Genomic DNA, 24,547 nt, shown 5'->3' with positions numbered 1-24,547 from the left:
ATCTCGGTGGTGGCCGACGCGACGAGCAGCTGCTCGGTGACGATGCGGCCGAGCAGTTCGCGGATGGCGGTCGAGCCGAGACCGTGGCGCGACAGGCTCATCACCTGCGTGTGGTGCATGGCGAAGATCATGGCGGTCGATGCGCACTCGCCGCCGAGTGCGCGCGACACCGTCGCGAGCTCGCTCAGCGTGTAGCCGCCACCGCCCAGAGACGTGGGGATGGACGCGGACAGCAGGCCACCGGCGCGGAGCGCGTCGACGGACTCGGTCGGGAAGCGTGCCTCGCGGTCGATGGAATCGGCGTGCGTTCGCACGACGGCCAGGACGTCCTCGAGAGAGAGATACGTGGGGGCGGCATCGGCGAACACGCCGGGCGTGAAGTCCTCGAGTGTCGTCACGGCGATCAGGCCAGCTCTGCGACAGCGTCGGCGATGGCCGACACGCTGGCGAACGTGGACTTCTGGAGCAGGCGATCGGGGAACTCGACGTCGAACTCGTCTTCGAGGGCGATCATCACGTTCACACTGGCGTGCGAGGTGAGACCCGCGTCGTAGAGGTCGTCCTGGTTGCCCACGGACGTGATGGCGATCGGAAGTTTGCCGTACTTACTCAGAACTTCACGGATGCGATCGATGTCCTCGACGGTCAGTGTGTTCATTTCGATGTTCCTCACATGTGTCGATGTGCCCCGCGCCTGTGGTGAACAGACGCGCAGGTTCCCGAACCCAGTGAAAACAATACACCAGAATGTTTTTGTGACAAATACATACCGCGAGACACCGCGAGTGCGACGAATCAGCGAGCCGAGTGTCGCCCCATCGCAGGAGCCCTGCCACGTGGTGGCCGCGCCAACATCACCGCGATCGCCGTGGTCAGAGGTACCGACAGCGCGAGTGCCGTGCCGCCGACGCAGGAGCGCACGATCTCGATGGCCACCGCGTCCCCGGTGAGCACGTTGCTGATCGAGCGCCCCGCGACGCTGAACAGCAGAAGCAGCGGCAGAGCGCCGCCGGCGTAGGCGAGGACCAGGGTGTAGACGGTGCTGGCGATGTGGTCGCGTCCCACCCGCATCGCGGAGGTGAAGATCGACCGCCGGGACGCGCCCGGATCGAGCTCGGCGAGCTCGAACGCGGCGGACGCCTGGGTGATGGTGACGTCGTTCAGCACACCCAGTGAGCCGATGATGAAGCCGGCCAACAGGAGCCCGGTGATGCTCACGTGGTCCAGGTACGCCTGGACGTCGGTGTTCTGTTCCTCCGACAGTCCGGTCACCTTGGTCAGCCGGATCGCGGCCTCGGACAGTCCAGCGGCCACGCCCATGGACACGACGGTGCCCAGCAGTGCCGAGCTGGTGCGCAGGTTCAGGCCGTGCGCGAGATAGAGGACGCCGTAGAGGATGACGGTGCCGCCCACGACGGCCACCAGGATGGCGGACTTGCCGTCGAGGATCGCGGGGAGCACGAACGTCACCAGGACACCGAGCGCGAGGCCGAGGCCCAGCAACGCGCGGAGACCTCTCCAGCGGGCGACGACGCAGATCACGACGGCGAAGATGGCCACCACCAGCAGCAACGGTGTGGTCCGCGAGTAGTCGTCGAATCCGTAGATCGCGGTGCCGCTGTCGTCGGTGCCGCGGACCAGGCGGATCTCCTCACCGACCCGCAGGTCGGGGGTGCCCGGCCCGGGCGTCACCTCCAGAAGTGTCCTGGTGCCCTCGTTCACGCCGGTATCGATGGAGACGATGCTGCGATTGCAGTCGAAGCCGGACACGGTCGGGGGAGTCGGCGATCCGGTGAAGACGCGTCCGCTCGAGGAGCTGCCGCACGGTCCGATGTCCTGGGAGACCACGGTGCCGTACTCCGTGGCGACGACGCCGCCGGCAGCGCTCTGGAACGGGGCGGGCACCTCGACGGTGCGGTCACTCGGCCACAGCAGCACCACGCCGATGGCGGCCGCGATACCGACGACGACGAGGATTCCGACGACCAGACGCGCAGCGACCTTGCCGATCGGTGCGGGAGCGGAACTGTGTCCGTGGCCGTGACTCACGTGGCCACCCTAGTTGCCGGGGCGAGGTGAGAGCGCCTCGACGAAAGCGGGTGGCGGGGAAGCAGGGGGGGTGTCCCCCGCCACCGACCGAGCGGCCCACCGGGGGGGTGGGGGGCCGATCGGCGCTTTCGGAACCCCGAAGGGCTCATGTACGAACATACCCGCCCGGGGGCGCTGAGATGGTCACGGGGTTGCAAATAGAGTCCGAAAAGTTGTGTGCCGTCACACATCGTGGTGTATGACACTGCGGGTCACACTATCGGCGGGCCTGATATCGCCGCGGCGCTCCCGCTGACGTTCCGGGTTCTCGTAGGCGTTGCAGCATCCGCGGGAACCGGAAACGTCCGCGGGAACCGGAAACGTCCGCGGGAACCGGGCCTACACCTCCACCGCGGCGATCTCCGCCCGCAACTGCCGCCTCAATTCCGTGTTCGCATACGACGCGTCGACCCCCGCGAGGGCGAGCGATCGCAACCCCTCGGTGTCCACGCCCATCGAATGCGCCGCCAGGTACTCGCCTGTCAGATCGGTGCCGAACATCGACGGGTCGTCACTGTTGAGAGTCACGACGAGGCCGGCGTCGATCATGGCCGGCAGCGGGTGCACGTCCAGCGACTCGACCACTCGGGTGCGGATGTTGGAGGTGGGGGAGACGTCGAGCGGAATCCGGTGCTCGACCAGATGCGCCACCAACCTCTCGTCCTGCATCGCGGCGATGCCGTGGCCGATACGTGCCGCACCCAGATCGTTCAGCGCAGACCACATGTGGCCGGGTCCGCCGGTCTCGCCCGCGTGGGGCAACGACGTCAGGCCCGCGGACCGCGCCCGGGCGAACACGTCGGCGAACTCGCCGCGGGGCACCTCGATGCCGCCGATGCCGAACCCGACGATCGACTCGGTCCGGTGGGCGAGCACCGCGTCGAGCGTCCGCTCCGCGGCATCGACGCCGAAGTCGCCGGGGAAGTCGGGGATCCACGCCGCGACGATGCCGCTGTCGGCCTCCGCGCGGCGGCGACCCTCCTCGATGCCCTCGAAGACCACGGCGGCGTCGACTCCGCGCATGAGGTGGCCGAACAGGCTCACGTGCATCTCGGTGTACCGCACGTTGTGCGCCGCGAGTGCCGTCAGGCTGTCGTATGCGAGGCGGGCGAAGTCCTCGGGATCACGCAGCACGCCGATCGACGTCAGATACACCTCGATGAAATGCGCGAAGTCCCGGAACTCGAACCACCCCCGCAGCGCGTCCTCGGTACGGGGGATCGCCTCGACGTCGTGCTTGTCGGCCAACGCCTTCAGCGTGCTCGGCCACATCGATCCCTCGAGGTGGACGTGCAACTCGACCTTCGGCAGCGCCTCGACGAACGCCCTGACGGTCACTGCCGGTACGACGACAGGAAGTTGCCGAACCGCTCGATTGCCGTGCGCAGATCGCGGGCCCACGGCAGCGTGACGATGCGCAGATGGTCGTGGTCGGGCCAGTTGAAGCCCGTGCCCTGCACCACCAGGATCTTCTCTTGCAGCAGCAGGTCCTGGACCAGCTTCTCGTCACTGTGGATCTCGTGGACCTCGGGGTCCAGGCGTGGGAACGCGTACAGCGCCCCGCGTGGCTTCACGCAGCTGACACCGGGAATCGCGTTGAGACCGTTCCACGCCACATCGCGCTGCTCGAGCAGACGACCGCCGGGCAAAATGAGGTCGTTGATGCTCTGGTGTCCGCCGAGTGCGACCTGAATGGCATGCTGCGCAGGCACATTCGGGCACAGGCGTGTCGACGCCAGCAGGTTGATGCCCTCGAGGAATCCGGCGGCGTGGTCCTTCGGCCCGGTGATGGCGAGCCATCCGGCGCGGTACCCGGCCACACGGTAGGCCTTGGACAGGCCGTTGAAGGTCAGGCACAGCAGGTCGGGAGCCATCGTCGCCATCGAGACGTGCTGCGCGCCGTCGTAGAGGATCTTGTCGTAGATCTCGTCGGCCAGCAGCAGCAGACTGTGCTTGCGCGCCAGCGCGGCGATGCCGCGGAGCACCTCTTTCGAATACACCGCGCCCGTCGGGTTGTTCGGGTTGATCACCAGCAGCGCCTTGGTGCGGTCGGTGATCTTCGATTCGATGTCGGCGAGGTCGGGGTTCCAGTCGTTCTCCTCGTCGCAGCGGTAGTGCACCGCCTTGCCGCCGGAGAGCGTGGTCATCGCCGTCCACAGGGGGTAGTCGGGCGCCGGGATCAGCACCTCGTCGCCGTCGTCGAGCAGCGCCTGCATCGTCATCGTGATCAGCTCGGACACGCCGTTGCCGAGGTAGATGTCGTCGACATCGAGGAACGGGAAGCCGTCGACCAGCTCGTACCGGGTGGCGATGGCGCGCCTCGCCGACATGATGCCCTTGGACTCGGAGTAGCCCTGCGCCGTGGGAAGCGCGGCGATCATGTCGCGCACGATCACGTCGGGAGCTTCGAAGCCGAACGGCGCCGGGTTGCCGATGTTGAGCTTCAGAATGCGGTGGCCCTCGGCCTCGAGGCGCGCGGCGTGGGCGTGGACCGGCCCACGGATCTCGTAGAGAACGTTCTGCAGCTTGACGGACTGCTCGAGACGCCGGTGCACGCGAGGAGGAGACGCTTCTGATGTGCTCACGTCTGCCATCGTCTCACTGCGCGGCGGATCCAGTGGTCTGCCCCCGAGCAGTCCACTGGATCCTGGCGGTCTTTCTCAGGTGTCCTTCGACGCTTCCACGACGTCGGCGAGCCGCTCGGCGTCGTCTCGCGCCTCGTCCGCGGACTCCAACTTCTCCGTCGCGTCCTCGATCTCGTCGGTGCGCGGGGCCTTCGCCTCTTCTTCGCGACGCTCGACCTCGGACAGCTTCGCCTGGCGCTCGGCTTCGGCGGCGGAGATGCGCTTGTCGGCGATGTCGTCGGCGCGCGACTTGCGATCTTCGAGGCGTGCGGTCGCCTGCTTGCCGGCCAGCACCTTCGCGTCGATCTCGGTCTCGGCCGCGTCGTCGATCTTCTCCTCGGCGGTGCTGCGTGCCTTCTTCGCACGTGCCGACGCCTCGTCGACCTTGCGCTGCGATTCCCTCGTGGCCTCGGCGCGCTTCTCACGGGCCTGGGCCTCGAGACGCGCGGCCTTCTCCAGATCGGCTGCCGCGCTGCGCATCTTCTGTCCGCGCTGGGCCAATTCCTCGTCACCGAGGAGTGCGCCGACCGTTCCGTCGACACCGCCCATGATCTGCTGGTACGTCGCGCGGATGGGGCCCTCGGCGTCGAGTCGACTGATCACGGTCGCCTCGAGCGCCTGCAACGGGAGGCGGGCGATGGAGTACTGCAGTCGCAGGACGCGACGGGGTAGGGACAAGCTCACGAGTTCTCCTCCGTGTCGGTAGCGGCGTCGGCGCGGACTTCCTGCTCGGCCTCCGCGGCGCGGCGCCGGGCTTCGGCGGCTTCCTGCTCGAGTCGATCGGCGTCGTCGAGCGACTCCTGGTAGTCGTCGCGTGCGGCAGAGATTTCGTCGGCGGCCTTCGCCTCTTCGTCACGACGCTCCGCGGTCGCCTCGGCGATGCGTCGCTCGGACTGTGCCTCGGCGGACACCCGTCCCTGCTCCGCATCCTTCATGGCGTCGGCCTGCGCGGTCTGGTGGGCGCGCAGACGGTCGTTCTGTGCTGCTGCCTCGGCGGCGTCGGTCCTGTCCTCGACGGACTGGCGTGCGACCTCGGCCTCGGCTTCGGTCTCGGCGATGTCCTGCTGCGCTTCCTCGATCTCGAGTGCTGCGGCGGTCTCGGTGGCTTCGGCGTCGCGTCGACGCTCGACCTCGGCCTGCTCGAGTCGCCCGCGGTCGGCGAGTTCGTCGTTGTTGGTCACCGCGCCGGCTACTTCCTTGGCACGGCCCTTGATCTTGTCGACGAAGTCACTGCGCGCCTCGGAGGCGGCACCCTGGTTCTCGGTCACGTACGGCTCCTGTTCGTCGTCATGTGGGTCATTTGGGGTTCTCGTTGGCCAGCGCCCGGAAGCCCTTGGCGCCTGCGCGGTCCACGCCGGCCTTGACCAGCCCGTACACGACCCCGTGCAGGGCTGCGGCGATCAAGACCTCGCGGTTGCTGCGCGAGAGGTCCTTCGGATCGGGCATTTCGGCGTCGTTCTTGCCGACGCGCTTGTAGATCTGGTTGAAGATCTGCCCGGCGACCAGGCCGCCGACGATGCTCGTGGCCAGGGAGAGCGGCTTGTAGAAGGCCTTCGACGTGCTGGTCATCGGCCGGCCAGGATGTCGATGACGCTCTGCTGCGCGACGGCCTTGCGGGCGCGACGACGGCGGACGAGCGCGACCAGCACGACGGCGAGTACGGCACCGGCGAGCGACGCGCCGGCGGTCTGCGGGTTCTGCTTCACCTTCGTGGCGCCGTCCTGGGCCACGGCCTGCACCTTCGCGGTGGTCTCCTGAGCGACTTCCTGGACCTTGGCCGTCGTGTCCTGCGCAGCCGCGGACACGCGGGCGGGGACGTCGACCTTGGCGGCGAGAGCCTCGACGGTCTCGGCGAGTTCCTCACGCTGCTGCTCGACGGGTGTGTCGACGTCGGCCTCGGTGCGCAAGAGGTGTTTGGGTTCGTGCTGCTCTGTCATGAGTGTGCCTTCCTGGCGTTCTGAACGGTCTGGACGTCGCGCTGCACGCTCGCCACCGTCGCCTCGGGTGCCGGCGGCACCGCTTTCTTGGCCTTCGTCGCACCGGTCTTGGCCAGGACTGCGCCGACCAGGAGCAGCACGGCCGCCACGATCAGAGCCGACAGCCACGGCGCGAGCACCGTGGCGAGTCCGAGGACCGCGGTGGCCACGAGAGTGGCGAGCCCGAGGAACAGCAGCAGCGCTCCTGCGCCCGAGATGCCGATTCCGACGCCGAGCTTGGTTCCCTTCGACTTCACCTCGTCGAGTGCGTTACCTACTTCGGTACGGACCAGGGTGCTGACCTGCTGCGTCAACCGCTCGACCAACTGCACCGTCGAGAGATCGGACGCGGCCGGGGACGGCGCGCGGTCCGTGGCCGGGGGATGTCCCGTGGATTCGTTCATGCCGCGGGAGTTACCCGCCGCCCACCCTGCTGAAACTGTGCGGTCCAGGCCGACGACCCGTACTCGCTGACCGTTCACAACAGTCAACGGTCGGGATGGGCCTGTCCGAAATGGGACAGTTGGGCTCTACAAGATCCTCGGGGGGACTGAAGCAGATGAACAACGTCGTAGTACCGGCGCTGGCCAGTGTGGTCGTGGGCGGTGTCCTGTCCTTCGCGGCGGTCGTGGGCATCACGATGTCGGCCGAGCAGAACGCCAGGCCCGACACGGTGTCCGCGGACATCGCCACCACGGTGCAGAACGACGTCCAGTACGGGACCAGGTGACCGGCGTGCGGAAGTTCCTGGTCGCCGGGTGCGCGTTCCTGGCTGTCGCCGCCGCGGGATCGGTCGCCGCGGTCATGATCCCGACCTACGTGCAGGACAAGTTGGCTGTCACGCCTCTCGATATCCGCAGCAGCATCGTGGCCTCCACCCCGGACGGGCAGGGCGGCGACGTGCTGGACACGTCGACGATCGCCAGCGCCGGCCCGCTCGAGGTGTCGACGGGCGTTCCGCTCGAACTGCGTCGCCTCATCACGGTCGAGGAACCCAGTGACGCCGACAAGATGACGTTCCAGGCATCGGTGACGGTGAGCCGCGGTGATCGCGATCCCGGCCTGTTGACGGCGTCGGTGGACCGGGTGACCATCGACCGACGGACCGCCGTGCCGGTCGAACCTGCAGGGTCGATCCAGACCGCGGCGAATGCGCCGGCCGTGCCGTTGCCGCGCACCGGCTTCCAACACCGCTTCCCGTTCGGGACCGAGCAGAAGACCTACCCGGTGTACGACGCGACGGCATGGACCACGTTCCCCGCGGAGTTCGTCGAAGCGATCGACATCGACGGGGTCGAGATCTACCACTTCCGGTCGACCGTCGTGAACCAGGATCTGTCCCTGACGACGCAGTCGCCGATCAACACGGTCACCCTCCCCGCGTCGAAGTGGGGTCTCGAGGGCGACGCGCCGATCACGATGAAGCGGTACTACTCCAACACCCGCGAGATCTACGTCGAGCCTCGCAGCGGTGGCCTGGTCGGTGGCCAGGAGCAGCCGTTCCAGTACTTCGCCCGCGACGCCGCGGTGCCCGAGGTGACCATCCTGAAGGCGTCGTTGTCGCTGAGCGAGGAGAGCCAGGCCGAGCAGATCGCGCGTGCCGGGGACTCGGTCGACAAGCTCGAGTGGATCGACCGCGGGCCGATCATCCTGTGGACGGTGGCTGGAGTCAGTCTCGTGGTGGGACTGATTCTGCTGGTGGCGGCGTCGCGCCGCCCTCGTGGCGACGCGCCGAATCCGACGGGTCAGCGGTAAGGAACGACGGTGTGGGCAGGCCGGATCGTGCTGCCGCATCGGTGATCGCAGCAGCAACCGCGTCCACCTGATCGAGAGATACCAGCGCGATGGCGGACCCCCCGAACCCGCCCCCGATCATGCGCGACCCGAAGGCGCCCGCGTCGAGCGCGGCGTCGACGGCACTGTCGAGTTCCGGGGAACTGACCTCGTAGTCGTCGCGCAGAGATCGGTGCGACGCGGTCAGCAGGGTGCCCAGTGCTGCGAGGTCGACGGTGCCGTCGAGCAGGTCCACCGCCTGCTCGACGCGTCGGATCTCGCTGGTGACATGTCGAACTCGTGCCGCGGTGGTGGGATCGGTCATGGCTGCGGACGCGGTGTCGGGGTCGAGTCCACGCAGCGTCGTCACGCCGAGGTCGGCGCATGCCTTCTCGATGGATGCGCGGCGGGCACCGTACTGACCGTCGACGAGGCGGTGGGGGGCGTTGGTGTCGACGACGAGGACCTGTGCGTCCACTGCCGCGAGATCCAGGGGGATCTGTCGGGTGCTCCCGTCGAGACAATCCAGCAGTAGAGCGTGGCCGGCTCGGGCGAACATCGCCACCGCCTGATCCATGCCCCCGGTGGACGCCCCGGCGATCTCGTTCTCGGCGCGAATGCTGGCCTGCACCAATGCCTGTCGGTCCACGTCCAGGTCGAACAGGTCGTGCAGGGCCAGCGCGACCGAACATTCCAGTGCGGCCGAGCTGGACAGGCCGGAGCCCAGCGGGACCGACGAGTGCACGGCGATGTCCGCCCCGTCGGTGATGCCGAGCGCCCACGCGACACCCGCGACGTACGCAGCCCATCCGGCCGGAGATCCGGGGGCGATAGCCGACAGCCTGACGCCCCAATGTTCGTTCGACGCGGTCGAGGCGCCGCGGAGGACTCCGTCGTCGCGGCGACGCACCGCCACCGCGGTGACGTACGGAAGCGCGAAGGGCAGAACGAGTCCGCCGGCATAATCGACGTGCTCACCGATCAGATTGACACGTCCGGGTGCTATCCAGACGCCGTCGGGCTCCGTGCCGAACGTCGTGCGGAACTGCGCAACGGCTCCGTCGGCGAGGTCGTTCTCGGCCACCACCGGCACCCACGCGGTCACGGGTGCACCTCGCGGAGTCGGTCCGCGATCTTCTCCGGTGTCGTGTCGTTGATCCACGCGCCCATCGCCGATTCCGATCCGGCGAGGAACTTCATCCGGCCCGGCGAGCGCATCATCGAGAACAACTGCAGGTGAAGGCGTCCGAGGTCGCGGTCCTCGCCGACAGGAGCCTGATGCCACGCCGCGATGTACGGCACCTCGTCCACGCCGTCGAAGAAGTTGTCCACCGAGCGCAGGAGGTCGCGGTACACGTGCGCCAACGAGTCCCGCTCGGCAACGGTGAGTGCGGCGAGGTCGGGGACGTCGCGCCGCGGTGCCAGGTGGATCTCGAGCGGCCAGCGCGACGCCGCCGGAACGTAGGCCACCCAGTGCTCGGTGTCGACGACGATCCTTCTGCCCGAACGCAGTTCGGCATCCAGCACGTCTGTCAGCAGCTTGCGGCCCGTGCGCTCTGCGTGCAGCTTCGACTGGCGCATCATGGCGTCGGTACGCGGGGGGAGGTACGGATACGCGTAGATCTGGCCGTGCGGGTGGGTCAGCGTCACGCCGATCTCCTTGCCCCGGTTCTCGAAACAGAACACCTGGCGCACACCCGGGAGCGCCGACAAGGCCTCGGTGCGATCCGCCCACACGTCGACGATGGTCCGCACCCGATGCGGATCGAGCGAGGCGAAGGACGCGTCGGGATCACTGGCGAAGCACACCACTTCGCAGCGCCCGGTTCCTGCGGCCAACGGCCACAGCTCCTCACCGTCCACCGATGATGGAAGGTGTTGCGCCGCAGCGGACTGCGCGAGCGACGGGAATCTGTTCTCGAACACCACGACGTCGTAGTCCGATGCGGGAATCTCCGTCGGAGGATGGCCCGGCCGGCTGGGTGCGAGAGGGGATTCGTCGGGCGGGGGTAGGAACGTCCGGTCCATCCGTTGCGCGGCGATGACAACCCAGTCGCCGGTCAGGACGTCGAAACGCATCTGCGACAACGACTCCGAGGTCGGCAGGGGGCGGGTGTCCACCAGATCCCTGGTCAACTCGCCGGAGACGTACGGTTCCGAGTCGTCGAAATAGAGCAGTTCGCGGCCGTCGGACAGGATGGTGCTGGTCTTGCGCACCGCGTGGCGTGGGGGTGCCGACGGGTCGTGCGTGGTCATCGGACGCTCTTTTCTTCGACGGTGGATCCGGCGACGACGACGTCGTCGACGACATCGTTCAGGGCCTCGCGTGCACCCTGATCGAGGCCGGCGTCGGTGACGAAGACGTCGACACGGGAGAGGGGAACGGTGTTAGCGAGTGCGCGCACGCCCCATTTGGTGTGGTCGGCGACGACGATCACGCGCCGGGACGACGCGACCAGTGCCCGATTCGTCTGTGCCTCCATCAGATTGGGGCTCGTGAGCCCCGACTCGACGTCCACCCCGTGAGTGCCGAGGAACAGCACATCGAGATGGATCCCGGCGAGTGCGTCGACGGTCAGGGGGCCGACCAGTGACTGCGACGGTGTGCGTTCGCCCCCGGTGAGCAGGACCGTGCGACCGGCAGCATGGAACAGATCGGCCACGGGGAGCGAGTTGGTGACGATCGTCAGGTCGGCGACGTCCAGCAGCTCCTGCGCGACGGCGTGAGTGGTGGTGCCCCCCGAGATGCCGACGGATGTACCCGGCCGGACGTAGCGAGCGGCAGCGCGGGCGATCGCCGTCTTGGCGTCACGATCGAGCTCGGACTTGGCGGAGAACCCTGGCTCGTAGACGCTGGCGGTTCGGGGGAGCGTCACCCCGCCGTGTACTCGCTCGACGAGGCCGCGGGTCACGAGTTCGTTCACGTCGCGACGGATGGTCATGTCCGACACCGACAGTTCGACGCCCAGGTCGGCCACCTTGACGGCGCCGCGCCGCGTCACCTCGTCGAGGATGCTCTGCTGACGTTGGTGGGCGAGCATCACGACGTCCGCGCTGTACTCATGGACACAGCATCTCACATGAATCAACATTTTCGAACAGAAATGGACTCGTGTGGGTCCGCCTCGGTCGAAGCGCCGAGATGTCGGTGGCCCGGGGCAGAATCGGACCATGTGCGGTAGATACGCGAGTACCCGGTCCGACGACGACCTCTCGTCCATCTTCGACGCTGCTGTGGCGCTCGGCGAGGCCCCGGAACCGTCCTACAACGTGGCGCCCACCGATCCGGTGCGCATCGTCCTCGAGCGAGGGGAGGAGGCGCGGCAACTCCGGACCGTGCGCTGGGGACTGATCCCGTCGTGGGCCAGGGATCGCAAGATCGCGAGCCGGCTGATCAACGCGCGATCCGAGACCATCACCGAGAAGCCCGCTTTCCGGAAGGCCGCGGCGAAGCGGCGCTGCCTCGTGCCGGCCGACGGGTACTACGAGTGGGAGAAGCGGGAAGGCAAGAAGGTGCCGCACTTCCTCCACACCGATGGCGTTCTTGCAATGGCCGGTCTGTACGAGCTGTGGCCCGACCCCGAACTCGCGGACGACGATCCCGGCAAGTGGGTGTGGACCACGACCGTGCTCACCACGACGGCCACCGACGAGCTGGGACACATCCACGACCGGTCGCCCGTCGTGGTTCCTGCGGACATGCGTGATGCCTGGTTGGACCCGGCGCTGACCGATCTGGGCGCGGTCGCGGACCTGGTCCAGTCGATCCCCGAGCCGCATCTGTCCCCGTACGAGGTGAGCACGGCCGTCAACAGCGTGCGTAACAACGGGCCGCAGTTGCTCGAGCCGGTGGCCTGAGCGGGCTGCGGTTGCACTTCGATCATTTCTGCGCCATGCTTAGCGCAAATCGTAGCTAAGGAGGCGTCATGTCGTTGATCGAGTGGCTCGGATCCACCGCGTTCGTGTCGTTCGGGGCACCGACGTCCTGGGTCGAGGTCGTCGGATTCGTTACGGGCGCAACCTGCGTCGTCCTGGTCGCACGGCAGTCGGTGTGGAACTGGCCCATCGGCATCGCCAACAACCTCGCCTTCGTCCTGCTCTTCTTCGGTGCCGGGCTGTTCGCCGACGCGGCGCTGCAGTTCGTCTATATAGCTCTCGCACTGTCCGGGTGGATCCTGTGGGTCGGCGGCGGAACGCAGGGTCCGCTGGCGGTCACCTCCACCAGCCGGCGGGAATGGTGGTGGCTCGGCGTCGTCGGAGTAATCGCGACGGTGGCCATGACCTGGTTCCTGGACCAGGCGACGACGTCGGTCGTGCCGTTCTGGGATGCGGTGACCACCGTGCTGTCACTGCTGGCGACGTGGGGGCAGGTGACCAAACGTCGCGAATCGTGGTGGCTGTGGATCGCGGCGGACGTCGTCTACGTGCCGCTCTACCTCTACAAGGATCTGATCCTGACCGGCGTTCTGTACCTCGGCTTCATCGGACTGTGTATCGCCGGACTGTCGGCGTGGACGCGATCGATGACCGACGACGGGGTCGAGGTGACGGTATGACGCACGCTCTGATCATCGGCAAGTTCTACCCGCCGCACGCCGGCCACCACGCGATGGTCCGCTTCGCCGCCACGGTCGCGGAGCGCGTTACCGTCGTGGTGATGTCCGCGTCGGTGGAGTCGGTGTCTCTGCAGGACCGCGTCGCCTGGATGACCGAATCGCATGCGTGCGACGAATCGGTCACCATCACCGGCATCGTGTGCGACGCACCGATCGACCACACGTCCCGCGCCGTGTGGGCGGCGCAGGTGGCGTGCATGCGTGCGGCTGTCGGGAACCAGCCCGTCGATGTGGTGGTCACCAGCGAGCCGTACGGCGAGGAACTGGCGCGGTGGTTCGACGCTCGACACGTGCCGTTCGATCTGCCGCGCACCGGCTTTCCCGTGTCCGGGACGTCGTGTCGCGCCGATCTCGCTGCCTCGTGGAGGTGCCTCGACGCCCCGGCCCGAGCAGGTCTGGCGACGCGCATCGTCGTGGTGGGTTCCGAGTCGACGGGCACCACCACTGTTGCCGGTGCCTTGGCTACACACTTTCGGCAGCGATGGCCGGACACCGAGTGCGTCGACGAGTTCGGGCGGAAGGACACCGTCGACAAGTGTGCGGAGGTCGGTTCCGTCGACGACATCGTCTGGACCGGTGACGACTTCGCCCGCATCGCCCTCACCCAGGCTGCTCACGAGGAGGCGGCAGCGCGGCGTGGATCGCCCGTGTTGATCTGCGACACCGACGCCTTCGCGACGACGGTGTGGGAGCGCCGCTACCTCGGCGTCGACTCGCATCGGGCCGTTGCCGACGACCGACACGCCCTGTACCTGGTGACCGATCATCACGGAGTTCCGTTCGTGCAGGACGGCATTCGTGACGGCGAGCATGTCCGCGCCGAGATGACCGGATGGTTCCTGGACGCCCTCACCCGATCCGGGCGCTCGTGGGTGCTGCTCACCGGCAGCCACGAGGAGCGTCTCGAGCTGGCCATCCGGACGGCGGAGCAGGAACTTCGGCGGCGAACTACTTTCGCTGCACCGCTCGGCGGCATACTCGAGGCATGACCGCACTCGAGCATTCCGACTCCGTCGTGATCGCCGCATCTGTCGACGCCGTGTACGCCCTCGTCTCCGACGTCACACGGACCGGCGAGTGGAGCCCGATCTGCCAGGAATGCTGGTGGAACGACGGCGGCAGCGCCGACGTGGTCGGGTCCACCTTCACCGGGCGCAACGTCACTGCCGACCGAACGTGGGAGACGTTCTCCACCGTTGCCGTCGCCATCCCGGGCACCGAGTTCGCCTGGCTCGTCGGAGATTCGTTCGTGCGGTGGGGATACACGCTCGAGGCGATCGACGAGGATTCGACCCAGCTCACCGAATCGTGGCTCTTCACCGAGCAGGGGATCGAGTACTTCCACACGAAGTTCGGTGATCGTGCGCAGGAGGAGATCGAGATCCGCCGCACCGCCGCGCTCGACGGGATCCCGCGCACCCTCGCTGCGATCAAGGCGATCGCGGAGTCGTAGGGGGCGTTGCCGGGCTGCAGGGGGTGTGCACACCTGTTGTGGTGGGCGCACACCCTTCGCTGCAGGCTGTAGAGGGTGTGCGGTTCATGCAGAGGGTGTGCGCTCTGTCGGTGTGCGCTCGGTCGAAGTCGGCCCGTGGCCCGCAGGGGGTGTGCACACGTGTTGTGGTGAGCGCACACCCTTCGCTGCAGGCTGTAGGTGGTGTGCGCTCCACGCAGGGGGTGTGCGCACCTGTTCCAGCAGGGCGCACGCGCGTCCGGGGTGTGCGAGCTGCGGCTGCTCGGCGCCGGCCTGCAGGGGGTGTGCACACGTGTTGTGGTGGGCGCACACCCTTCGCTGCAGGCTGTAGAGGGTGTGCGGTTCATGCAGGAGGTGTGTGGTTGCGGTCGAGTGCCCGCTGCATGCGCTCGATGACGACGTTCGGCGTCGCCAAGTCCTGCCACGTCCAGCGCACTACCTCGTAGCCCGCGCCGCGCAGTGCATCTTCGCGGAGCTTCTCGCGCCAGAGCACGTCGGCCGGAGTCTCGCCGGTCGGGACGAGTCGGCCGTACTTCACGCGCCCGTCGAACTCGCCGATCACGTTCGTGCCGTCCACCGAGAAGTCGACACGATAGGAAGCGCTGTCGCAGTCGATGACTCGCTGCGTAGAGATCGCGAAACCTGCAGCGCGTAGCAGCACGCGACTGCGTGACTCACCGACGCTCTCGGACCCGGCGTCCATGAACAGCGCGACGCGGTGGGCTCTCGCATGGCCGCTCCGGGTGGGGCGTCGAGCGAGTATCTCCTCGACCTGCGTACCCGTCACTCCGAGTCGACGTGCTGCATCGTCCGCAGCACAGACTGCTTCGTCGAACGGCAAGCAACAGGCTAGATCGGCGATGGTGCGGCTCACGGTAGTAGAGCGAAACCCCGCCGCATCGGTGACCTCGTCCGCGTCATAGGGCGACGCGTGAACGTGACGCACGCGGCCCGTACGACCACCTGTCCGCCGGTTGCGCGTCATGTGGACTGCCGAGAGCGGCACGTTCCACAGGTCGATACCGTGAGCGATCGCCGCCGACACGTGGCTCAGCACCGCGTCGGGCGCCGGGTTGCCTGTTGTCAGCATCGCGCGGGCCAAGAGGAGGTGGCGTTCCTGTTCTGAGAGGTTCGCGATGTCGTCCGAGCTGGCGTAGGCCCCGCGACGCAAACGTGTGAGGTCTCCGGTTCGGCACATGCGCCGTAGTTCGGAGTCCGTGTAGCCCTGAGCCAATGCCTCCGAGCGAGAGGTTATGCGCGCCATCGGTCGATCGTTGCCGACGTGGACCTGGCCGACACGTGCTCGAGCGGCAGCTGTGGATGGCCAGCACCCCTGTGGATGAGCGGTGCGCACACCCCCTAAGCGAAGCGAACACCTGGTGCAGCGTGCTGGAGAGGGTGTGCGGTTTGTGCAGGGGGTGTTCGGTGGCGTCATCGCACGCGTCGCCGAGCGTCAAGGTGTGCAGAGGGTCGCCGCACGGTTCGGCCAGCGGCTGAGCGGTGCGCACACCCCCTACGTGAAGCAAACACCTGTTGCAGCGTGCTGGAGGGGGTGTGCGGTTGATGCGGGGGGTGTTCGGTGGGGGTGTCGTGATCGCCGCACGGTTCGGCCAGCGGCTGAGCGGTGCGCACACCCCCTACGTGAAGCAAACACCTGTTGCAGCGTGCTGGAGGGGGTGTGCGGTTGATGCGGGGGGTGTTCGGTGGGGGTGTCGTGATCGCCGCACGCATCGGCCAGCGGCAGGGGGTGCGCACACCTCTGCCATAAAGCGAACACCCCCTTCCAGCGTGCTGAAGGGGGTGTTCGGTTGGTGCAGGGGGTGTTCGGTCAGGACCTCTTGCCCGGTGCCTTCGCTCCCGACTTGAATCCCAGTCCGCCGGCCTTCGGAGCGGGCGGGGCCGGGGTGTCCTTCGGCTCCGCCGCACCGTTGGACTCGGCCGCACCGTTGGACTCGGCCGATCCATTCGACTCCGCCGCACCATTTGACTCCGCTGCCGGAGCTGCGGGCTCCGGCGCTTTCTCGACGGCCGGCTCAGCTGCCGCCGGTGCGGGAGCTGCCGATCCCGGTGCCTTGGCGCCCGGCTTCTTGAAGCCCGACTTCACCGCGAGGCCCTTGGCCTTGACGGTCGGCATGGACTCCGACGCCGGGGCCTCCGAGGCGGGTGCCGGTGTCTCGGCGACAGGCTCTGCAGCTGCCGGGGTCTCGGCGTCAGGCTCAGCAGCAGCCGGTGCCGGTGCCGCCGATCCTGGTGCCTTGGCGCCCGGCTTCTTGAAGCCCGACTTCACCGCGAGGCCCTTGGCCTTGACGGTCGGCTTGACCTCCGACGCCGTGTCACCAGTGGCGGGAGCCTGTGCCGGGGCCTCAGAAGCCGAAGCCGGAGCCTCAGCTGCCGGGGCAGGTGCAGACGCCGCAGAAGGCTTGCCGGGTGCCTTGGCTCCACCGGCCATACCGAGACCCTTGCCGGGTGCCTTGGCGCCACCGGCCATACCGAGACCCTTGCCGGGTGCCTTGGCCTTGCCAGCCAGTCCGAGGCCCTTGGGCTTGGACGCATCTGCTGCGTCGTCGCCGTCTGCGTTGGGGGACTCGACGGGCTTCGCCGGTGCCTTCGCTCCGGGCGCCTTCGCTCCCGGTGCCTTGGCGAGGCCCTTCATCTTCAGGCCCTTGCCGGGTGCCGGGGCGGTGGGATCGCCGCCGGCAGCTGCGGTCTCGATCTCCTCGACGCGGCCCTTCTCCTCCTCGGCAGCGACGTCCTCGGTGGCGATGGACTCGGCCTTGGGCTTGCCGACGGGCTCTTCCGCGGGCACGACCTTCGGCTTCTCGCGGGGGATGACCGCGATGTTCTTGCCCAGCTGTGCGGAGTCGAGGCGCGTGATGGAGCTGAGTAGCATCTGCGAGACGTCGATGACCTCGACGTTCTCGTTGCTGCCGCCCTCCTGACGTGCGGTGACACCGTCGTTGAGCATGACGCGGCAGAAGGGGCAGCCGGTCGCGATCTTCTGCGTCGCCGTGCCGATGCCACTGAGCGTGTCCAGTGCTTCGTCGACGCGGTCGATGTTGATCCGCTTGCCGATCTTCTCTTCCATCCACATGCGAGCACCACCGGCGCCACAGCACATGGAGCGCTCGCCGTGGCGGGGCATCTCCTTGAGCGTGGAACCCGTCGCGGCCATGAGCTCACGCGGTGCGTCGTAGACCTTGTTGTGGCGTCCGAGGAAGCACGGGTCGTGGTACGTGACGTCTTCCTGCACCGACGCCACGGGAATGAGCTTCTTGGCCCGCACGAGGCGGTTCAGCAGCTGGGTGTGGTGGACAACTTCGTACTTGCCGCCGACCTGCGGGTACTCGTTGCCCAGTGCGTTGAAGCAGTGCGCGCACGTGACGACGATCTTGCGACGGCTCTCGTCGACGCCCTCGAACACGGAATTCAGGGTCTCGATGTTCTGCATCGCGAGCTGCTGGAACAGGAACTCGTTGCCCGCGCGGCGAGCGGAGTCACCGGTGCAGGTCTCCTCTGCGCCGAGCACCATGAACTTCACGCCCGCGGTGGCGAGGAGTTCCGCGACGGCCTTGGTGGTCTTCTTCGCGCGGTCCTCGTAGGCGCCGGCGCAGCCGACCCAGAAGAGGTACTCGAAGTCCTCGAAGCTGTCGGCGTCCTGTCCGAAGACGGGGACGTCGAAGTCGAGCTCGGTGATCCAGTTGGTGCGGTCCTTGGCGTTCTGGCCCCACGGGTTGCCCTTGTTCTCCAGGTTCTTGAACAACCCGGCGAGCTCGGTGGGGAACTCCGACTCGATGAGCACCTGGTAGCGACGCATGTCGAGGATGTGGTCGACGTGCTCGATGTCGACGGGGCACTGCTCGACGCACGCACCGCAGTTGGTGCAGCTCCACAGCACCTCGGGATCGATGATGCCACCGAGGCCGCCGTCGTCCAGCGTGGTCTCGCCGACCAGCTTGCGCTCGGCTTCGTCGCGCGCAGCCTGCGGGATCTTGGCGAGCTTGGCCTCGTCGGGCTTGCCGTCGGCGTCGACCAGTCCGACCTCGTCGCCGGCCATGTCCTTGCGGCCACCGGCGAGGAGGTACGGCGCCTTCGCGTTGCCGTGATCGCGGAGCGAGGTGATGAGGAGCTTGGGGGAGAGCGGCTTGCCGGTGTTCCAGGCGGGGCACTGCGACTGGCAGCGACCGCACTCGGTGCAGGTGGTGAAGTCCAGCCAGCCCTTCCAGGTGAAGTCCTCGATCTTGCCGGCACCGAACGCGTCGACGTCGGGGTCGGCTTCCTCCATTTCGAGGACCTTGCCGCCGGACATCATCGGCTTGGCTGCGCCGAGGGCGACTCCGCCGTCGTCCTCACGCTTGAAGTAGATGTTGAAGAACGCGCTGAAGCGGTGCCATGCGACGCCCCAGGTGATGTTGCGACCGACGATCAGCAGCCACACCATGCCCGACATGAGCTTGACGAACGCGAAGATCGACACCATGACCGCGCTGGCGGGAAGCAGCTTGGCCAGGTTCATGGTGAAGAAGTCGGTGTACGGGTTCGCGTGTCCGTAGGTGGCGATCTTGCCGGCCTTGACCAGGATCATGCCCAGACCCTCGAGCAGCACGACGAACTCGACGAAGTACGCGGCACGGAAGTTCGAGCCGGAGAAGCGCGAGAGACGCTCGGGGGAGCGCGGATGGTTGCGCTGACGAATGATCATCAGCGTGACGATGCCGATCACCGTGCCGAGTCCCAGGATCTCGTCCATCAGGTGGTAGATCGCCAGGTCGCCGATCAGCGGCCAGTGGAACTCGGGGTTGAAGGTCTGCCCGTACGCCTCGAACCACAGGATCGAACCGATGAGGAAGCCCACCATCACCAGCCAGTGAGCCCAGCCGACGCTGCGGAACTTGTTCATGCGGGTGTGCGCGGCGAACTCGATGCACATCTGCTTGAACCGCGGGATGAACGGACGCAGGCGCGTTCTGTCCGGCTGACCCAACGCGATGGATCGCACCATCAGCGCGGCACCGCGGAAGAAGTAGGCCCAACACACGATGCTGAGCAGGGCACCGACGGTGCCGAGGGTGATCGTCAGGGCATTCATGACGTTGCCTTTCTCGGGCGACAGAACTACGTCCGTCGCCGTGTGCTTCCGGCCGGCCCGGGGGCAGTCCGATGGTCAGCCCAGTACATCTGTCGACCACTAAGTTACCAGCCGGTAACCGGTGGGTCACTACTTGCCGGTAACTTAGCACCGGTAGTGGCATCTCCGCAGGTCGGACCGAGGGCTGGTCGGTCCGATCCACGCGATGCGCCCTACGGTATTACGGCACAGCGACATGCCTGCCGCACAGGTATTCCTAACTTGCCTTGTCGGTAACTTCGCGACGCCCGTCAAGAAGCACTGTCAGGGCGTCTGTTTTGTTACTCTTCACCCGCGCCACCGTCCGTGCGTCATCCACGTCGTGGCAGTTCACACGGGCAAATCCTGACTCGTACCGGAAACGAACCCATGATTCGGTTCTGTCGCCCGCAACGGTTACAGTTCACCAGTCGGGGTCCGAAGCCTTGAACCTGAACGAACGGAACAACTAGATGAATCTGCGTCGACTCGTCGCTACCTCTGCGATCGCGATCGCCTCCTTGGGCGTCTGGACCGGCACTGCGTACGCGCAGCCGACCACCACCACTCCCGCTGTGCCCACCACCGAGCAGAACAGCGAGGTGAACTGGGCATCGCGCGTCGAAGGCGGCAAGGTCGTCACCACTGTCGACGCCGGTCTGTTCCGCGCATCGGACGACGGCAAGTCCGTCGTGCTCGAGGACAACGAGGGCAACCAGGTCGTCAGCCTGCCGCTGTCGTTCAACCTCAACGGCATCGAGTTCCCCTACGGTGTCGAGTACACCGACGAGGGCCGCACCGTCACCCTCATCCCGAACCTCGCAGCACCGATGGGCCTCACGCCTGCCGCGCTCGAGCAGAACGCTGCATCGCCCGCCGAGAACACCGCGGCCGAGCAGTCCTTCAACTCTCAGCTCGGCCTCGCAACCTCCATCGGTGGACTGACCGGCACCATCATCGGTGCAGGCGTCGGTTGCATCCTCGGTGGCGGACCTGTCGTTCTCCCGACCTGCCTGACGGGTGCCGTTACCGGCGCCGGAATCGGTGGAGTCATCGGAACCATCGCTGCCGGTGGCCCGACTCTCGTCGTCGCCGGAATCGATCTGCTCAACACGTACAACGCTGCTCCGGGAACCTCCAAGTTCGCCGAGTAATCTCTCCAGACACCGAAGGCCGCCACCCTGCTGGGTGGCGGCCTTCGTCGTGCTCGGACTATCCCTAGGTCGCGGCGAGGAAGAGTGCGCCCACCGCGATTCCGACTGCACCGGTGAGGATTCCGATGATGGTGTCGGACCGGTCGGCGTCGGGAACGCGCGTGGCCAGCCCGCCGGCAACGATGGCGCCGAGACCCAGAAGGATGCCCACACCGAAGCTCCAGAACGTCACCACGGACAGGGCGCCCAGTAGGACGGACGCATCGGCGAGGCGGGCGTCGAGGATGCGGGCGGTCGTGGTGTCGGCCGGGGTGTAGACGGCCGCACCGGCCCGGTTGTCGTAGGGGACAGAGGAATCGGCGAAATCGGTCACAGTGACACCTCCATCGGCGCGAAGCCGACGATCAGGGGGTATCGAACACAGCGCAGCACAGCAGAACACCTTCTCGGAACGTTGGTCGGGACGACAGTCGGTGCGTCACGTCGACATCGACGGAGCGACTGCGTACTACCACGGTACCACTGTGACTGGAGTGCTTTCTGCGACAGAATCCGAAACGTGATGCGGCCGTGGCCTTCACGGTGACACAGCAACGGCCCCACCGTCGGTGACGATGGGGCCGCTGCGGGGTGTCAGCTGAGTGCGTTCGCGTTCAGAGCGATCTTGACGATGTATCCGAACACGGTGAGTGCGAGTTGGAGCAGGTCCACGGCTGGCCTCCTGTGGGTCCGACGCGCACGGACTCGGCGCGGAGGCGCCTCGCCTCGGTCGGTGACATTACCGCATCAACGAGACCGAACGTTGTGCTTCGTCACGACGTTCGGACGGTAGTTCCCGTGGCCGCTGCGACAGCGTCGATCGGAATGCCCAAGCTGGCAGTTCCGCCGTACTGAGCGAGTGCCAGGTTGGCCTCGCCGCAGCTGGGTGCGCCGCCGCTGTTGGAGCCGCTGGTGATGCCCAGGGCGAGCGTGCCGGTGACGATCGCCCCGCCGCTGTCGCCCGCGAGTGTGCATGCAGTGCTGGCGAATCCGCGGATGGTCCGGCTTTCGCCGTCACCCAGGAACAACTGCGTTTCGACGCGGTCGGCAGCGACCAACCCGCAGGTGAAGGAGCTTGCCTGGCCGGACTTGCAGACGGGTGCACCGACGACGGGTGAGGCCGTTCCGGTGATCGTCAGGGCCGTGCCGTTGGCGCCGCGGACGGTGGGCTCGCTCAGTCCTGCGGCCACGCCGGCGTCGTCCAGTGCGATCACCGAGTAGTCGAGGCCGTCGCCTGCGCCCACGCTGGACTGCGCGAACTTCCCTACCGGGGTGCTCGCTCGGATGTCGCCGCGATCGGGCAGGTAGACCGAGGCCGAGCTGCCCGGATCGCAATGTCCGGCAGAGAGATTGACGGGGTTTCCCGAGCCGTCGGTGGCGCTGAAGCCGAACGAGCAGATCTCGATGTTCTCGAGCGGCGCCGTCGTGATGTCACCGGCTGCGGTGACGTAGTCGTCGCCACCGGTGACGGCGGGCGGCGGGGTGGGGGCCAGTGCGGGAGGTGACAGCACGACCTGGAGGTTCGCGATGGCCGTCGGCAAGTTCAACGCGCGGCCGATCGGACTGTTCGCGATGTCGACGACGATGCGGCCACCGAGAACGTCGACGGCTGCGGAGTTGACCTGGGACGAGACCTCCCGAGGGAGAGCCGACACCCACCGACCGAACTCGTCGAGCGAGCGTTCGAGGTTGTCCGCCGACACGGGGGACTGGCGGCTGCGGTAGCCGTCCCGCGCCACCTGACTGGCTGCCTCGGTGGTCGTGACAGCGACGACCGGAACGCCGTCGTCACCCATCCACGCGCCGGCGAAGTCGTCGGGGCGCTGCTTGCGGAAGTCGTCGGCGTACGAGCGGAGCCGCTGCGCATCGGACGCGCGGTCGAGGTATTCCTGCGGTGACATCCCGAGGTCCCGCTGCACCGCGTCGACAAGCTCGGTGGGCAACGCGTCCGCAGGAAGCTGAGCCTGTGCGGGCGCTGCGCCGGCGGTGGCCGTGCCCGCTCCGAGACCGATCAGCGTGGCGCCCAGCACGGCCGCCACCCGAATCCTGCCCGACGTGGGGTGAATCATGCCCGTGGCTCCGATGGCCGCCGAGATACGCAAGAAAATCCTTCCGGGCGACGACGCGCATGGTCCTGCGCGCAGTCGATGGTCGTATGAACGTCTGGGAAAAGGGGCACCGGCCGTGGCCGCGCCAGCGACCGAGCATAGGCCATCACCACCGACGGGCCGCCGGAGTGGAAGCTCCCGGCGTCAGGTCAGGGACGGCTCACAGGGAGGAACGGAATCACTCGGGGCGCGGCCACCGACGGCACGACGGCCGAGGTGGTGGTGCTCGTATCGGCGGTGGTGCCGGGCGCCGTGGTGGTGGCGGTCGGCGCTGTCGGAACGGTGACCTGCGGCAGCGTCGGAAAGTCGGGGAAGTCGATGTCGGGAGCGCCGAACGGGAAGCGATCGGAGAACAAGCCCTGATCGGGAACGGTGGTCTCCACGACGGGAGGTGCGACGGGCTGTTCGACGGGGTCGGGCGTGTCGACGTACACCGGTTCCGGCTCCACCGGCGGCGCGTCCTGCACCGGTGCGGGAGCGTCCGTGGTGGTCGGTTCGAGGGTCGACGTCACGACGGGTGCTGCGGGGGTGATGGCCTGCTGTGAGTTGAGCGGCTCGACGGTATTCGACTGCCTGTCGACGCTGCCCACGGCGCCACCGACAGCGAGGACGACGAGTGCGACGGCCGCGACGGCGATACCCGCTCGGGTCGGCGTCCCCGCACGGACGCGTCGGCGACGGGTGGATGCGGATTCGGCCACCATCGCGGCGAAAGCCTTGTCCGACGTGCGCGACGTCGATGCCGCGGACGCGTCGGGCGACAGGGCGCGCGCAGCCACGGCGACATCGTCGTCGGTCGCCGCAGACAGCACGCACTGCGACAATCCGACGTAGTCGAGTGCGTCCCGCAGTGCCTCGACTGCCTCCGCGGACAGGACACTCGGGTAGGCGATGGTGCACCGCGCGTCGGCCGGCAGCGAGTACAGCTCGGACATCGTGCGCATCAGCGTGTGGGCGAAGCCGGCGACGAGATCCTCGGCCCGGACCACGCGTCCGTCGTGAAGCCTGATCCCGTACGGATTGCCGATCTGCGACACGAACCCGCGGATACCCGCAGGTGCCTGCGCGAGTTCGACGCGGCCGTCGTCGGTCAGGATCACGGAGGTCGGGCACTCGAAGAGCTCGACCCCACCGTCGATGTCGACAGCGACTGCCGTGGCGGAGTCCCCGACAGCCATGGCCAGGTGGATGGTCGGCGACGAGTCGGTGCCGCGCGCTCGTTCGGTCACGGTTCCGCCCCCTCTCGCCCTCCGCCGGGCATGGTGCAGCGACTCGATCACGAGCGCCCCGGTGGCCCAACCGTACCGTCCGTGACGCTTGGTCGCCGACGAACCGTCGTCTACGCGGGAGGAGGCAGGGGAGAGGAGCTGGCGCTCGACGCCGTCGCGGAGGGCGTCGCGTCCGGGGTCGTGGTGGGAAGTTCCTCGGTCACGGTGGGCTCGGTGGTGACCGGTGCCGGTTCGGGCGCAGGGGCAGGTGCGGGGGCCGGCGGCGCAGGGGGAGGAGGCGCCGCGGCGGTCGTCCGCGGCACCACGGCGGGGGCGCGGGTGGGTACGGCGGGCGCCGGTACACCCGGCACCACCGTCGGGAATCC

At 67.6% G+C, this 24,547-nt stretch carries 26 protein-coding genes; 8 read left to right on the top strand and 18 right to left on the bottom strand.

The features are described from left to right. The 10 genes from RU01_RS17575 to RU01_RS17530 all read right to left on the bottom strand — a co-directional run. On the bottom strand, window positions 1–398 hold a 398-nt coding region (locus RU01_RS17575), incomplete at its 3' end, for an acyl-CoA dehydrogenase family protein (RefSeq protein WP_042575877.1). Window positions 399–403: 5 nt separating this feature from the next. Beyond that, window positions 404–658: an acyl carrier protein gene (locus RU01_RS17570; RefSeq protein ID WP_042575876.1), complete on the bottom strand. Its 255-nt coding sequence runs from the start codon at window positions 656–658 to the stop codon at window positions 404–406. Window positions 659–795: 137 nt separating this feature from the next. Then, window positions 796–2,049, bottom strand: coding sequence for a YibE/F family protein (locus RU01_RS17565; protein ID WP_042575875.1), 1,254 nt, complete (start codon window positions 2,047–2,049; stop codon window positions 796–798). 378 nt (window positions 2,050–2,427) lie between these two features. After that, the gene (add, locus tag RU01_RS17560) at window positions 2,428–3,426 is read right to left on the bottom strand and encodes an adenosine deaminase (RefSeq protein WP_042575874.1); all 999 of its coding nucleotides are present in this window, start codon (window positions 3,424–3,426) and stop codon (window positions 2,428–2,430) included. Next, window positions 3,423–4,682, bottom strand: a complete 1,260-nt coding sequence (locus RU01_RS17555) for a pyridoxal phosphate-dependent aminotransferase (protein ID WP_042575873.1) — start codon at window positions 4,680–4,682, stop codon at window positions 3,423–3,425. The genes add and RU01_RS17555 overlap by 4 nt, the downstream gene beginning before the upstream one ends. Window positions 4,683–4,748: 66 nt before the next feature. After that, window positions 4,749–5,396, bottom strand: a complete 648-nt coding sequence (locus tag RU01_RS17550; protein WP_042575872.1) for a hypothetical protein — start codon at window positions 5,394–5,396, stop codon at window positions 4,749–4,751. Then, window positions 5,393–5,980 (bottom strand): hypothetical protein, encoded by a 588-nt coding sequence (locus RU01_RS17545; protein WP_042575871.1) that lies wholly within the window; start codon window positions 5,978–5,980, stop codon window positions 5,393–5,395. Before RU01_RS17545 ends, RU01_RS17550 begins: the two co-directional genes overlap by 4 nt. 28 nt (window positions 5,981–6,008) lie before the next feature. Next, on the bottom strand, window positions 6,009–6,281 hold the full coding sequence (locus RU01_RS17540) for a DUF4235 domain-containing protein (protein WP_042575870.1): 273 nt from the start codon (window positions 6,279–6,281) through the stop codon (window positions 6,009–6,011). Further along, entirely contained in the window at window positions 6,278–6,649 is a 372-nt protein-coding gene (locus RU01_RS17535; protein WP_042575869.1) for a DUF3618 domain-containing protein, read from the bottom strand. Before RU01_RS17535 ends, RU01_RS17540 begins: the two co-directional genes overlap by 4 nt. Then, window positions 6,646–7,092 carry a phage holin family protein gene (locus tag RU01_RS17530; RefSeq protein WP_042575868.1) on the bottom strand — a complete coding sequence of 149 codons (447 nt, stop codon included), beginning with the start codon at window positions 7,090–7,092 and terminating at the stop codon, window positions 6,646–6,648. The genes RU01_RS17535 and RU01_RS17530 overlap by 4 nt, the downstream gene beginning before the upstream one ends. A gap of 155 nt (window positions 7,093–7,247) precedes the next feature. Between RU01_RS17530 and RU01_RS23235 the strand changes: the two genes are divergently transcribed. Together RU01_RS23235 and RU01_RS17525 are read left to right on the top strand one after the other, a co-directional pair. Then, complete coding sequence (locus RU01_RS23235; RefSeq protein WP_162245366.1) at window positions 7,248–7,418, top strand: DUF2613 domain-containing protein; 171 nt, start codon at window positions 7,248–7,250, stop codon at window positions 7,416–7,418. Between the two features lie 5 nt (window positions 7,419–7,423). After that, window positions 7,424–8,443: a DUF3068 domain-containing protein gene (locus RU01_RS17525; RefSeq protein ID WP_197074808.1), complete on the top strand. Its 1,020-nt coding sequence runs from the start codon at window positions 7,424–7,426 to the stop codon at window positions 8,441–8,443. Here the strand turns inward: RU01_RS17525 and galK are convergent. From galK to RU01_RS17510, 3 genes are read right to left on the bottom strand one after another with little or no spacing between them, the layout of a single operon-like run. Continuing rightward, entirely contained in the window at window positions 8,358–9,566 is a 1,209-nt protein-coding gene (gene galK, locus RU01_RS17520) for a galactokinase (protein WP_082043210.1), read from the bottom strand. The genes RU01_RS17525 and galK overlap by 86 nt on opposite strands. Continuing rightward, window positions 9,563–10,717: a galactose-1-phosphate uridylyltransferase gene (galT, locus tag RU01_RS17515; protein WP_042575867.1), complete on the bottom strand. Its 1,155-nt coding sequence runs from the start codon at window positions 10,715–10,717 to the stop codon at window positions 9,563–9,565. The genes galK and galT overlap by 4 nt, the downstream gene beginning before the upstream one ends. Next, window positions 10,714–11,502 (bottom strand): DeoR/GlpR family DNA-binding transcription regulator, encoded by a 789-nt coding sequence (locus RU01_RS17510; RefSeq protein WP_082043212.1) that lies wholly within the window; start codon window positions 11,500–11,502, stop codon window positions 10,714–10,716. The genes galT and RU01_RS17510 overlap by 4 nt, the downstream gene beginning before the upstream one ends. A gap of 130 nt (window positions 11,503–11,632) precedes the next feature. Here RU01_RS17510 and RU01_RS17505 point away from each other — a divergent pair, with 130 nt between their 5' ends. From RU01_RS17505 to RU01_RS17490, 4 genes are all read left to right on the top strand, one after another. Next, entirely contained in the window at window positions 11,633–12,319 is a 687-nt protein-coding gene (locus RU01_RS17505) for an SOS response-associated peptidase (RefSeq protein ID WP_042575865.1), read from the top strand. Window positions 12,320–12,387: 68 nt separating this feature from the next. Then, on the top strand, window positions 12,388–13,017 hold the full coding sequence (gene pnuC, locus RU01_RS17500) for a nicotinamide riboside transporter PnuC (protein WP_042575864.1): 630 nt from the start codon (window positions 12,388–12,390) through the stop codon (window positions 13,015–13,017). Further along, window positions 13,014–14,066 carry an AAA family ATPase gene (locus tag RU01_RS17495; protein ID WP_042575863.1) on the top strand — a complete coding sequence of 351 codons (1,053 nt, stop codon included), beginning with the start codon at window positions 13,014–13,016 and terminating at the stop codon, window positions 14,064–14,066. The genes pnuC and RU01_RS17495 overlap by 4 nt, the downstream gene beginning before the upstream one ends. After that, entirely contained in the window at window positions 14,063–14,530 is a 468-nt protein-coding gene (locus RU01_RS17490; protein ID WP_042575862.1) for an SRPBCC family protein, read from the top strand. Before RU01_RS17495 ends, RU01_RS17490 begins: the two co-directional genes overlap by 4 nt. A gap of 361 nt (window positions 14,531–14,891) precedes the next feature. Here the strand turns inward: RU01_RS17490 and RU01_RS17485 are convergent, their stop codons facing one another. Both RU01_RS17485 and RU01_RS17480 read right to left on the bottom strand, forming a co-directional pair. Further along, the gene (locus RU01_RS17485) at window positions 14,892–15,812 is read right to left on the bottom strand and encodes a type IV toxin-antitoxin system AbiEi family antitoxin domain-containing protein (protein ID WP_042575861.1); all 921 of its coding nucleotides are present in this window, start codon (window positions 15,810–15,812) and stop codon (window positions 14,892–14,894) included. Window positions 15,813–16,376: 564 nt separating this feature from the next. Further along, window positions 16,377–19,634, bottom strand: coding sequence for a (Fe-S)-binding protein (locus RU01_RS17480; RefSeq protein ID WP_042575860.1), 3,258 nt, complete (start codon window positions 19,632–19,634; stop codon window positions 16,377–16,379). A gap of 491 nt (window positions 19,635–20,125) precedes the next feature. Between RU01_RS17480 and RU01_RS17475 the strand changes: the two genes are divergently transcribed. Then, a complete protein-coding gene (locus RU01_RS17475) occupies window positions 20,126–20,806 on the top strand; it encodes a glycine zipper family protein (RefSeq protein ID WP_042575859.1) in 681 nt (226 codons plus the stop codon). Between the two features lie 64 nt (window positions 20,807–20,870). Here RU01_RS17475 and RU01_RS17470 read toward each other — a convergent pair whose 3' ends face one another. The 3 genes from RU01_RS17470 to RU01_RS17460 all read right to left on the bottom strand — a co-directional run bounded on the left by RU01_RS17470 (window position 20,871) and on the right by RU01_RS17460 (window position 24,182). Then, the gene (locus RU01_RS17470) at window positions 20,871–21,179 is read right to left on the bottom strand and encodes a hypothetical protein (RefSeq protein WP_052493350.1); all 309 of its coding nucleotides are present in this window, start codon (window positions 21,177–21,179) and stop codon (window positions 20,871–20,873) included. A gap of 439 nt (window positions 21,180–21,618) precedes the next feature. After that, a complete protein-coding gene (locus RU01_RS17465) occupies window positions 21,619–22,947 on the bottom strand; it encodes a S1 family peptidase (protein WP_197074807.1) in 1,329 nt (442 codons plus the stop codon). A 155-nt stretch (window positions 22,948–23,102) separates the two neighbouring features. After that, window positions 23,103–24,182, bottom strand: coding sequence for a hypothetical protein (locus tag RU01_RS17460; protein ID WP_042575858.1), 1,080 nt, complete (start codon window positions 24,180–24,182; stop codon window positions 23,103–23,105). An 81-nt stretch (window positions 24,183–24,263) separates the two neighbouring features. Here RU01_RS17460 and RU01_RS22265 point away from each other — a divergent pair. After that, window positions 24,264–24,547 (top strand): hypothetical protein (locus RU01_RS22265; RefSeq protein WP_197074806.1); only part of this gene is annotated, 284 nt, incomplete at its 3' end.

This window comes from Rhodococcus sp. MEB064 (genome assembly GCF_000834565.1).
Classification (GTDB): Bacteria; Actinomycetota; Actinomycetes; order Mycobacteriales; family Mycobacteriaceae; genus Rhodococcoides.
The sequence above is the reverse complement of the archived record's forward strand: the minus strand, read 5'-3'. Positions and strand labels throughout refer to the sequence as shown.

Excerpts from the sequence above, each read along its gene's own strand:
- RU01_RS17570 (WP_042575876.1), bottom strand. The coding sequence starts at position 658 with ATGAACACACTGACCGTCGAGGACATCGATCGCATCCGTGAAGTTCTG.
- RU01_RS17555 (WP_042575873.1), bottom strand. The coding sequence starts at position 4,682 with ATGGCAGACGTGAGCACATCAGAAGCGTCTCCTCCTCGCGTGCACCGG.
- RU01_RS17540 (WP_042575870.1), bottom strand. The coding sequence starts at position 6,281 with ATGACCAGCACGTCGAAGGCCTTCTACAAGCCGCTCTCCCTGGCCACG.
- RU01_RS17535 (WP_042575869.1), bottom strand. The coding sequence starts at position 6,649 with ATGACAGAGCAGCACGAACCCAAACACCTCTTGCGCACCGAGGCCGAC.
- RU01_RS17530 (WP_042575868.1), bottom strand. The coding sequence starts at position 7,092 with ATGAACGAATCCACGGGACATCCCCCGGCCACGGACCGCGCGCCGTCC.
- RU01_RS23235 (WP_162245366.1), top strand. The coding sequence starts at position 7,248 with ATGAACAACGTCGTAGTACCGGCGCTGGCCAGTGTGGTCGTGGGCGGT.
- galT (WP_042575867.1), bottom strand. The coding sequence starts at position 10,717 with ATGACCACGCACGACCCGTCGGCACCCCCACGCCACGCGGTGCGCAAG.
- RU01_RS17510 (WP_082043212.1), bottom strand. The coding sequence starts at position 11,502 with ATGCTCGCCCACCAACGTCAGCAGAGCATCCTCGACGAGGTGACGCGG.
- RU01_RS17505 (WP_042575865.1), top strand. The coding sequence starts at position 11,633 with ATGTGCGGTAGATACGCGAGTACCCGGTCCGACGACGACCTCTCGTCC.
- pnuC (WP_042575864.1), top strand. The coding sequence starts at position 12,388 with ATGTCGTTGATCGAGTGGCTCGGATCCACCGCGTTCGTGTCGTTCGGG.
- RU01_RS17495 (WP_042575863.1), top strand. The coding sequence starts at position 13,014 with ATGACGCACGCTCTGATCATCGGCAAGTTCTACCCGCCGCACGCCGGC.
- RU01_RS17490 (WP_042575862.1), top strand. The coding sequence starts at position 14,063 with ATGACCGCACTCGAGCATTCCGACTCCGTCGTGATCGCCGCATCTGTC.
- RU01_RS17485 (WP_042575861.1), bottom strand. The coding sequence starts at position 15,812 with ATGGCGCGCATAACCTCTCGCTCGGAGGCATTGGCTCAGGGCTACACG.
- RU01_RS17480 (WP_042575860.1), bottom strand. The coding sequence starts at position 19,634 with ATGAATGCCCTGACGATCACCCTCGGCACCGTCGGTGCCCTGCTCAGC.
- RU01_RS17475 (WP_042575859.1), top strand. The coding sequence starts at position 20,126 with ATGAATCTGCGTCGACTCGTCGCTACCTCTGCGATCGCGATCGCCTCC.